Below are 8,168 nucleotides of genomic sequence, written 5' to 3'. Positions count from 1 at the left end.
CCCTGGCGGACCAGGGCCGAGTTCTGGTCGTTGACCCGTCGCCCGACCACCAGCGCCTCGTAGGCGCGCAGCAGTTCGGCGGGGCTGGGCAGCGGGTACTCGTGCCCCGGCTCCGCGCCCTGCTCCTCGGTGGAGCGCAGCGAGCCGTCCGGGTTCAGCAGATTGATCATGTGCCGTGCCGGCAGCATGTAGTCCTCGGGGGAAATGCCGAATTTGCGGCTGACTTCAGTGATGAGGTCTTCGCGGGGTTCGGTGCTCATGGCAACCCACCTTTCCTGACCGGGTGCGTGACCCACGACAGAGGGTCGTGTGAAATCACTCACCAATACATTCTTTGTTCACAATTATGGGTAACGATGACTATTCGTCGCCAGTCCGGCGGCTGATCCCAGAAAGTTGCGGGAATATTCCCTATACTCGTAGACGAATAGTTCATTCATCAGGGCTTTGACGAGAACTCGTCCGCCCGCAGTTTCAGGAGCTTTGGTGAGCAAGGAAACCGAGATCAAACTCGATGACGTGGATCATGCGATCCTGGCCGAATTGACCCGGGACGGACGCCAGTCGGTGACCACCGTGGCACAGCGGGTGCACGTCTCGCGGGCCCACGCCTATTCACGCATTGCCCGCCTGCAGGACGCCGGGGTGATCACCCGGTACACGGCGGTCATCGACCCGGTCAAGGCGGGTCTGAAGGCCAGCGCCTATGTCACCCTGAAGCTGCGCCAGCATTCGTGGCGGGAGCTGCGGGACCATCTGGCCTCCATCCCGGAGGTGCACCACGTGGGCCTGGTGGGCGGGAACTTCGATGTGATCCTGCTGGTGCGGGCCAAGGACAACCTGGACCTGCGCCGGGTGGTCTTTGAACGCCTCCAATCCCTGCCCACCGTGCTTGACACCCAGACGCTGCTGATTTTCGAGGACGCCGACACCCGGTAGGGGGTATCCCGCAGCCCCCTGGGCCGGCCGCTGTTCCGGCGCATTGCCCCTCCGGCTGGGCGCAGTGCCGGTCAACGCAGGCAGCCTCCGGGAAAAGACGGTGTCTTTTCCCGGAGGCTGCGTGCAGTCGGTGGCGGTGTTCGCCAGTGCTGTTAGCCGCGGCCGGTGAACCGCGGCGCGCGCTTTTCCTGGAAGGCCTTGAAGCCCTCGCCGTAGTCGGCGGTGTCGCACAGGGCCGCCTGGGCCTTGTTCTCGGCGCGCATGGACGCCCACAGTCCCACCCGCTCGTCACGGATCTGGGCGACCAGTTCTTTGGAGGCCACGAACGCCTGCGTGGCGCCGTTGGCGACCCGGGCCACGATCTGCTCGGTCTGCTCCAGCAGCTGCTCCGCGGCGAAGGCCCGGGAGAACAGCCCGGAGCGCACCGCCTCGGTGCCGGAAATCAGTTCGGCGGTATAGATCAGATCCAGGGTCCGGTGGGCGCCGAGCCGTTCGGTGAACAACCAGTGTCCGCCCGAATCCAGGGTGGCGCCCAGGTTGGCGAACGGGGAGCCGATCTTCGCGTTCTCGGCCACGTAGACCACGTCGGTGGCTACGGCCAGGCCCAGCCCGACGCCAGGCAGGCGCCGTGCACCGCGGCGAACGTCGGGGCAGGAAACGCCGACATCTTCTGCAGCAGCGGCTGCACCTTGCCGTCGAGGTAGCCCATGACGTCATCGTCTGCCGGGTTCACCCCGGAGATGTCCCGTCCGGCACAGAACCCGCGGCCCTCTCCGCGCAGCAGCAGGGCGCGCACCTGACCGGACTGCACCTGGGCGGCCGCCTGGTCATAGGCCTCGGACAGTTCGGCCAGGGCCGCCTCGTCCAGCGCGTTCATCTTCTGCGGTGCGTTCAGCACCACGGTGGCCACCGAATCGGCAATGTTCAGTTCGATCATCGGGCGGCTCCTAGGCGTCGAAGTCGACGGTGACTTTGTCACTGGTCGGATGGGACTGGCAGGTCAGCACGTAGCCGGCCTCGATCTCGTCCGGCTCCAGCGCGTAGTTTTCGGCCATCTTCACGCTGCCGCAGGTGACCTTCGCGCGGCAGGTGCCGCACACCCCGCCGGCGCAGGCGAACGGAACGTCCGGGCGGACCCGCAGCGCGGCGTTCAGCACGGTCTCATTGGTGCGCACCGGGGACTTGACCTCACCCTGCAGCCCATCGAGCTTGAAGGTGATTTCGTAGCTTTCCTCGTTCTCATCCACCTCGACCGGGCGGCCGATCTGGCCCTGCGGCCGGTTCGGCTCACCGGTGGTGAACAGTTCGAAGCGGACCTTGTCGGCCGGGACCTGCAGTTCGGAGAGCTGGTCGCGCACCAGCTGGACCAGCTCGAAGGGACCGCACAGGAACCATTCGTCCACATCGTCGTGCGGGATGACGGAGTTCAGCAGGGCGGTGAGCTTCTCGGCGTCAATGCGCCCGGAGAGCAGCGGGAGATGCGCTGCTCCCGGCTGAGCACGTGATGCAGGGCCATCCGTGAGGGATAGCGGTCCTTCAGGTCCGCCAGCTCCTCCAGGAACATCACGTCCATGGCGGCCTTGTTCGCGTAGATCAGGTCAAAGCGCGTGTTCTCGTTGGCTTCCAGGATGGTGCGGGCAATGGCCAGCACCGGGGTGATCCCGCTGCCCGCGGCAACGGCCACGAAGTGGTCCTGGGTGAGCGTATCCACGCTGGTCGGGTCGTTCATCCCGGTGAGCTTGTGCTTGGAGATGAAGGCGCCGGCCGGGCTCATCACATCGATCTGCTCGCCGGCCTCCAGTTCCTCATTCGCCCAGGTGGAGAACACCCCGCCCAGGTCGCGCTTGATCGCGACCTTGATCTCGCTGCCGGTCGGTGCGGCACAGATCGAGTAGGAGCGGCGCACTTCCTGCAGCTCGCCCTCGGCGTTGGGCAGCTCCTTGCGCAGGGCCACGTACTGCCCGGCGACGTAGTCGTATTCCTCGGACAGCTCCGGCGGGATCGCGAAGGTCACCTCGATGGAGTCCTTGGTCAAGCGCCGGACCTCGGAGACGGTCAACCGGTGGAAGGTGGCCCGCCGGCGCGTCGGTGTGGTTTGTTCAGTCATGAAAGCACCTTGAAGTAGTCGAAAGGTTCCAAACAGTCGCTGCAGGTGTACAGCGCCTTGCACGCGGTCGAACCGAAGCGGGCGAGTTCACGGGTCTTCAGGGAGTGGCAGCGCGGGCATTTCACGCTCAGCCCCAGGGTCACCGGGCCGCGGTGGCCGGTGCCGGTGGGCGGGGCAATGCCGTATTCGCTGAGTTTGCGTTTGCCGTCCTCGCTCATCCAGTCGGTGGTCCAGGCCGGTGAGAGCACCAGCTTGACGTCCACCTTCTGGTAACCGGCGTCCTCGAAGGCGTGGTGCAGGTCCTGGGTGATCACGTCCATGGCCGGGCAGCCGGAGTAGGTCGGTGTGATGGTCACCTGGACGGTGCCATCCTCCAGCTGCTCGACCCCGCGCAGGATCCCCAGATCGGCGATGCTCAGCACGGGGATCTCCGGGTCATTGACCTTGGAGGCGATGTGCTGCAGCTTCTCGTGATCGGTGCTCATGCTTTGCTTCGTCATCTCTGCTCACCCATTCGGTTCGAAAAGATTGCTACCAGGTCGCGCCCGGGTGCTTGCGGGCCAGGACCTGCATTTCGGCCAGAATGTAGCCCAGGTATTCCGAGTGTTCGCCCTGGCGTCCGCGGCACATGGCCTGCGGCACCTGCGGGGCTTCCAGTCCGGCGGCGTCCAGGACGCGGGTGATTTCCGCATCCCAGGCTGCGCGCAGGGTGGAGGGGCGCACGGCGATGCCCTCAAGCTCATCGTGCAGCGGCTCGTCGGCGAACATCTCCGAGACGTAGGGCCACATGATTTCCAGTGCGTGGCGCATCTTGCGGCCGATTCCTCGGTGCCAAGGCCCAGGCGGATGGTCCACTGCTCGGCGTGGTCGTGGTGGTAGTGCACTTCCTTCTCGGCCTTGGCGGCGATGGCCGCCAGGGTTTCATCCGAGGAGTTCATCAGCTCACGGTAGAGCAGCATCTGGAAGGTCGAGACGAACAGCATCCGGATGATCGTCACCCCGAAGTGCCCGTTGTCCTGCTCCACGATGTGTAGGGAGGTGAAGTCCTCTTCCTCACGGAAGTAGGCCAGCTCATCCTCGGTCTTGTCCCACGCCAGCCCGGCGTAGGTCAGGAACGAGCGGGCGTGGCCCAGCAGGTCCAGGGTGATGTTCCCCAGTGCCACGTCCTCTTCGAGTTCCGGGGCCCGTGAGACCCAGTGGGCCATGCGCTGGGAGAGGATCAGCGAGTCGTCCCCCAGGCGCAGCGCGTACTGGGCGACCGCCTCGGAGGGCTTGACCCCATCCTGGGCGATGTCCTCCGGACGCAGCGCGTTGCCCGGGGTGACCCGGGTGGCCGAGGCCAGCGCGTCGCCGAAGCTGTCCAGGGTGGCATCCAGTTCATCGGACTTCACAGGTGCTTCACCCTTCGCTGGCCTTGTAGTAGGTGGCGTGGCGGTAGTCCTTGCCCTTGGGCGATTCAAAGAATTCATCCTTCGCCCCCGGGTCGGAGGAGATGATGTCATCGGACTTCACGACCCACAGCGACACACCTTCGTTGCGCCGGGTGTACAGATCCCGTGCATTGCGCACGGCCATCTGGCGTCCGGTGCGTGCAGCGAACCGGCATGTACGTGGGACAGGCCACGGGAGGAACGCACGAAGACTTCCCACAGCGGCCACTGGTTCTTCTGGGTGCTCATCGTTTAGGCGACCTCACTTTGTGCTTGCTTGTTGGCGTATGCTGCGGCGGCTTCGCGCACCCAGGCACCTTCGCGGTGGGCGGCGCGGCGGCGCTCCATGCGGTGGGCGTTCATTGGACCGCCACCCTTGATCACGCTCATGAACTCATCCCAGTTCAGATCCTTGTGGATCCACTTGCCCGACTCCTGATCGAAGCGCAGTTCCGGGTCCGGCAGGGTCAGGCCCAGCACCTTGACCTGTTCGGCGATCATGCCCACGAAACGCTGGCGCAGGTCGTCGTTGGAGAAGCGCTTGATCTTCCAGGCCATGGACTGCTTGGAGTTCGGGGACTGCTCGTCCGGCGGACCGAACATCATCAGCGAGGCTCGTAGAAGCGGTTGATGGCGTCCTGGGCCATCTTCTTCTGCGCCTCGGTGCCGCGAGAAAGGGCCAGCAGGATCTCGAACCCCTGACGCTGGTGGAAGGACTCTTCCTTGCAGATGCGCACCATGGCCCGGCCGTACGGGCCATAGGAGCGCGGCACAGCGGCACCTGGTTGGCGATGGCCGCACCATCGACCAGCCAGCCGATGGCCCCCATGTCCGCCCATGTGCGGGCCGGGTAGTTGAAGATCGAGGAGTACTTGGCCCGGCCGGTGAGCAGCTGCTCGTTCAGCTCATCGCGTGCGGTGCCCAGGGTCTCGGCCGCCGAGTACAGGTACAGGCCGTGGCCCGCCTCGTCCTGCACCTTGGCGATCAGGATGGCCTTGCGCTTCAGCGACGGGGCGCGGGTGATCCAGTTGGCTTCTGGCTGCATGCCGATGATTTCCGAGTGCGCGTGCTGCGAGACCTGGCGGGTCAGGGTCTTGCGGTAGGCCTCGGGCATCCAGTCGCGGGGCTCGATGCGCGAATCGTCGTCGATGATGGCATCGAAACGGGCCTGCGACTGCTGTTCCTCATAACTGGGAACGGCGCTAAGCTGCGAATCATTCTGTGTGGTTGCGGCCATGGTTCACCTCACTGATGTCAAAGATATTTACCGACCGTTCGTTCAGTATATTGGTGAGTCACGCATCACGTCAACATGAGTCGCCGCTTACAGCACAAGCTGCGCCGCACGGCCCGCTCCCCCGCCCAATGGCCGGAAGCGGCCGGCGAAATCCGCAGGTTCTTCCGGCCCCTTGCCCTCCCGCCGGCGGTAGTCGCCTCCCAACACGAAGGCGCCCGCCCCGGTCTCCGGCCCCAAGGGCCAGGACACCGGAACGGGCGCCGTCTGCGTGGCGGCAGCCAGCCGTTAGAGCACCTTGGACAGGAAGTCCTGGGTGCGGGCCTGCTGCGGGTTGCCGAACAGCTCGGAGGGGACGTTTTCCTCGCACACCACTCCGTCGGCCATGAACACCACCCGGTCGGCCACCTCGCGGGCAAAGCCCATCTCGTGGGTGACCAACACCATCGTCATGCCCTCATCGGCCAGTTCCTTGATCACCTGCAGCACCTCACCGACCATTTCCGGGTCCAGGGCGCTGGTGGCCTCGTCGAAGAGCATGATGCCCGGCTCATCGCCAGCGCGCGGGCAATCGCCACACGCTGCTTCTGCCCGCCGGAGAGGGAGGCGGGGCGGCATCGGCCTTCTCCTCCAGCCCCACCCGGCGCAGCAGCTCCAGGCGCGGGTGCGGGCCTCGGAACGCGACATCTTGCGCAGCTCCACGGGGGCGAGCATGATGTTCTGCGCCACCGACATGTGCGGGAACAGGTTGAAGTGCTGGAAGACCATGCCCACGTGGCGGCGGACCTCATTGATGTCCACCTTGGGGTCGGTGACGTCAAAGCCATCGACCACCACGGTGCCGCCGGTGATTTCCTCCAGCTTGTTCAGGCACCGCAGCAGCGTGGACTTGCCCGACCCGGAAGGCCCGATCACGCAGACCACCTCGCCCTCGGCCACCTGCAGGTCAATGCCCTGCAGCACCTCGTTGCTGCCAAAGGACTTGCGCAGCCCCTCGACCTGGATCTTCGGTTGGCGTGACCGCTTTTCGCTGACTTCACTCACTTGTTAAACCTCCGATCGGCGAAGTTCGCCAGTTTGGTCAGGGCCAGGATGGCCACCAGGTAGATCACGGCCACGATCAGCAGCGTCTCGGTGACCCGGAAGTTGGCCGCGTAGATCTGCTGGCCCTGGTAGAGCAGTTCGCCAAAACCGATGGCCAGCAGCAGTGAGGAGTCCTTGAGCATGATGATCAGCTGGTTGATCAGCGACGGGGTCATGATCTTGAACGCCTGCGGGATCACGACCTTCTGCATTGACTTGCCGTATCCCAGGCCCAGCGAGCGGGAGGCTCCAACTGTCCAGGGTCCACCGACTGCACGCCTCCGCGCACGATTTCGGCGATGTAGGCCGCGCCGTTCAGGGACAGGGTCAGCACGCCGGCCACCCAGATGTTCACGCTCTGCCCGATCAGCTGGGCCAGACCGAAGTAGAAGAAGAACGCCCACACCAGGATCGGGGTGCCGCGGAAGAGGTTGATGAAGCCGGTGGCCAGTCCGCGGGCGAAGATGTTGCGGGAGATCTTCAGGAATCCGAAGAGCAGACCCAGCGCCATCGCCACCACGAAGGAGATCCCGGTGACCACCAGGGTGTTCTTCAGACCCATCATCAGGGCCGGGAAGGACTGCTTGAGCAGGTCGAAGAAGCCGCCGGAACTGGAGGCGGCCGGATCGGCCAGGTAGGAGTCCAGGATCTTGTCGTACTCCCCGCTGTCCTTCAGCTTGGCCAGCCCGTCATTGAAGGCGGCCAGCAGCGCGGAGTTCTTGCCCTTGTTCACAGCGAACCCGTAGGATCCGGCCGGCTCCTTCTCGGTCACGGTCTTCAGCCCGTTGCTCTGGGCGATGCCGTAGGCCAGCACCGGATAGTCATCGAAGACCGCCACCGCGGTGCCGGCCTTGACCGACTCATACATGGTGGCCGACTGGTCCAGCGACTTGACCTCGAACCCGTAGTCGTCGGCGATCGACTTGGCGAAGGTTTCCCCCTCAGAGCCGGTCTTGGCGACCACGGTCTTGCCCTTGAGGTCCTCGTAGCCCTTGATGTCCTCGTTGCCGCGTTCGATGGCCATCTGGATGCCGGACTCGAAGTAGGGTTCGGAGAAGTCGTAGACTTCCTTGCGCTCGTCGGTGATCGACATGCCGGCGATCACGCCGTCGACCTGGTTTGAGCTCAGCGCCTGCAGGGCCGCGTTGAAGCCCAGGGAGCGGATCTCAACATTGAACCCCTCCTCCTCGGCGATGGCGCGCAGCAGGTCCATGTCGATGCCCACCAGATCCCCGCCCTGGCGGAACTCAAAGGGGGCGAAGGTGGTGTCGGTGCCGATGACGAAGGTTTTGCCCTCGACGCCGTCCTCGGGCTGGGCCACGGCGCCGGGGACGCCGATGACCAGGGCCAGCATGGCCAGTAGGGTGCTGGCCAG

The 8,168-nt window shown here is 65.0% G+C and carries 2 protein-coding genes and 8 pseudogenes; 1 reads left to right on the top strand and 9 read right to left on the bottom strand.

The genetic code is table 11. The annotated features are described in order from the left end of the window. Positions 1-260, bottom strand: a pseudogene (locus JCM19049_RS05580) (pyruvate dehydrogenase (acetyl-transferring) E1 component subunit alpha); the annotation flags it as partial. Between the two features lie 226 nt (positions 261-486). Here JCM19049_RS05580 and JCM19049_RS05575 point away from each other — a divergent pair. Beyond that, positions 487-939, top strand: a complete 453-nt coding sequence (locus tag JCM19049_RS05575; RefSeq protein WP_171021222.1) for an Lrp/AsnC family transcriptional regulator — start codon at positions 487-489, stop codon at positions 937-939. Positions 940-1,091: 152 nt separating this feature from the next. Here JCM19049_RS05575 and JCM19049_RS05570 read toward each other — a convergent pair. The 8 genes and pseudogenes from JCM19049_RS05570 to JCM19049_RS05535 form a co-directional block, all read right to left on the bottom strand. After that, positions 1,092-1,876: pseudogene (locus JCM19049_RS05570) on the bottom strand (enoyl-CoA hydratase/isomerase family protein). A 10-nt stretch (positions 1,877-1,886) separates the two neighbouring features. Further along, positions 1,887-3,046: pseudogene (gene paaE, locus JCM19049_RS05565) on the bottom strand (1,2-phenylacetyl-CoA epoxidase subunit PaaE). Next, positions 3,043-3,531 (bottom strand): 1,2-phenylacetyl-CoA epoxidase subunit PaaD, encoded by a 489-nt coding sequence (paaD, locus tag JCM19049_RS05560; protein WP_054821074.1) that lies wholly within the window; start codon positions 3,529-3,531, stop codon positions 3,043-3,045. Before paaD ends, paaE begins: the two are co-directional and overlap by 4 nt. Positions 3,532-3,577: 46 nt before the next feature. After that, positions 3,578-4,437, bottom strand: a pseudogene (gene paaC / locus JCM19049_RS05555) (1,2-phenylacetyl-CoA epoxidase subunit PaaC). 7 nt (positions 4,438-4,444) lie between these two features. Then, positions 4,445-4,725 (bottom strand): annotated as a pseudogene (paaB, locus tag JCM19049_RS05550) (1,2-phenylacetyl-CoA epoxidase subunit PaaB). 3 nt (positions 4,726-4,728) lie between these two features. Continuing rightward, positions 4,729-5,713, bottom strand: a pseudogene (gene paaA, locus JCM19049_RS05545) (1,2-phenylacetyl-CoA epoxidase subunit PaaA). Between the two features lie 285 nt (positions 5,714-5,998). After that, positions 5,999-6,754: pseudogene (locus JCM19049_RS05540) on the bottom strand (amino acid ABC transporter ATP-binding protein). Beyond that, positions 6,751-8,147 (bottom strand): annotated as a pseudogene (locus JCM19049_RS05535) (amino acid ABC transporter substrate-binding protein/permease). Before JCM19049_RS05535 ends, JCM19049_RS05540 begins: the two co-directional pseudogenes overlap by 4 nt. Positions 8,148-8,168: the final 21 nt, after the last annotated feature.

It is taken from the genome of Arthrobacter sp. JCM 19049 (genome assembly GCF_001310435.1).
This window is presented reverse-complemented; position numbering and strand designations above follow the sequence as displayed.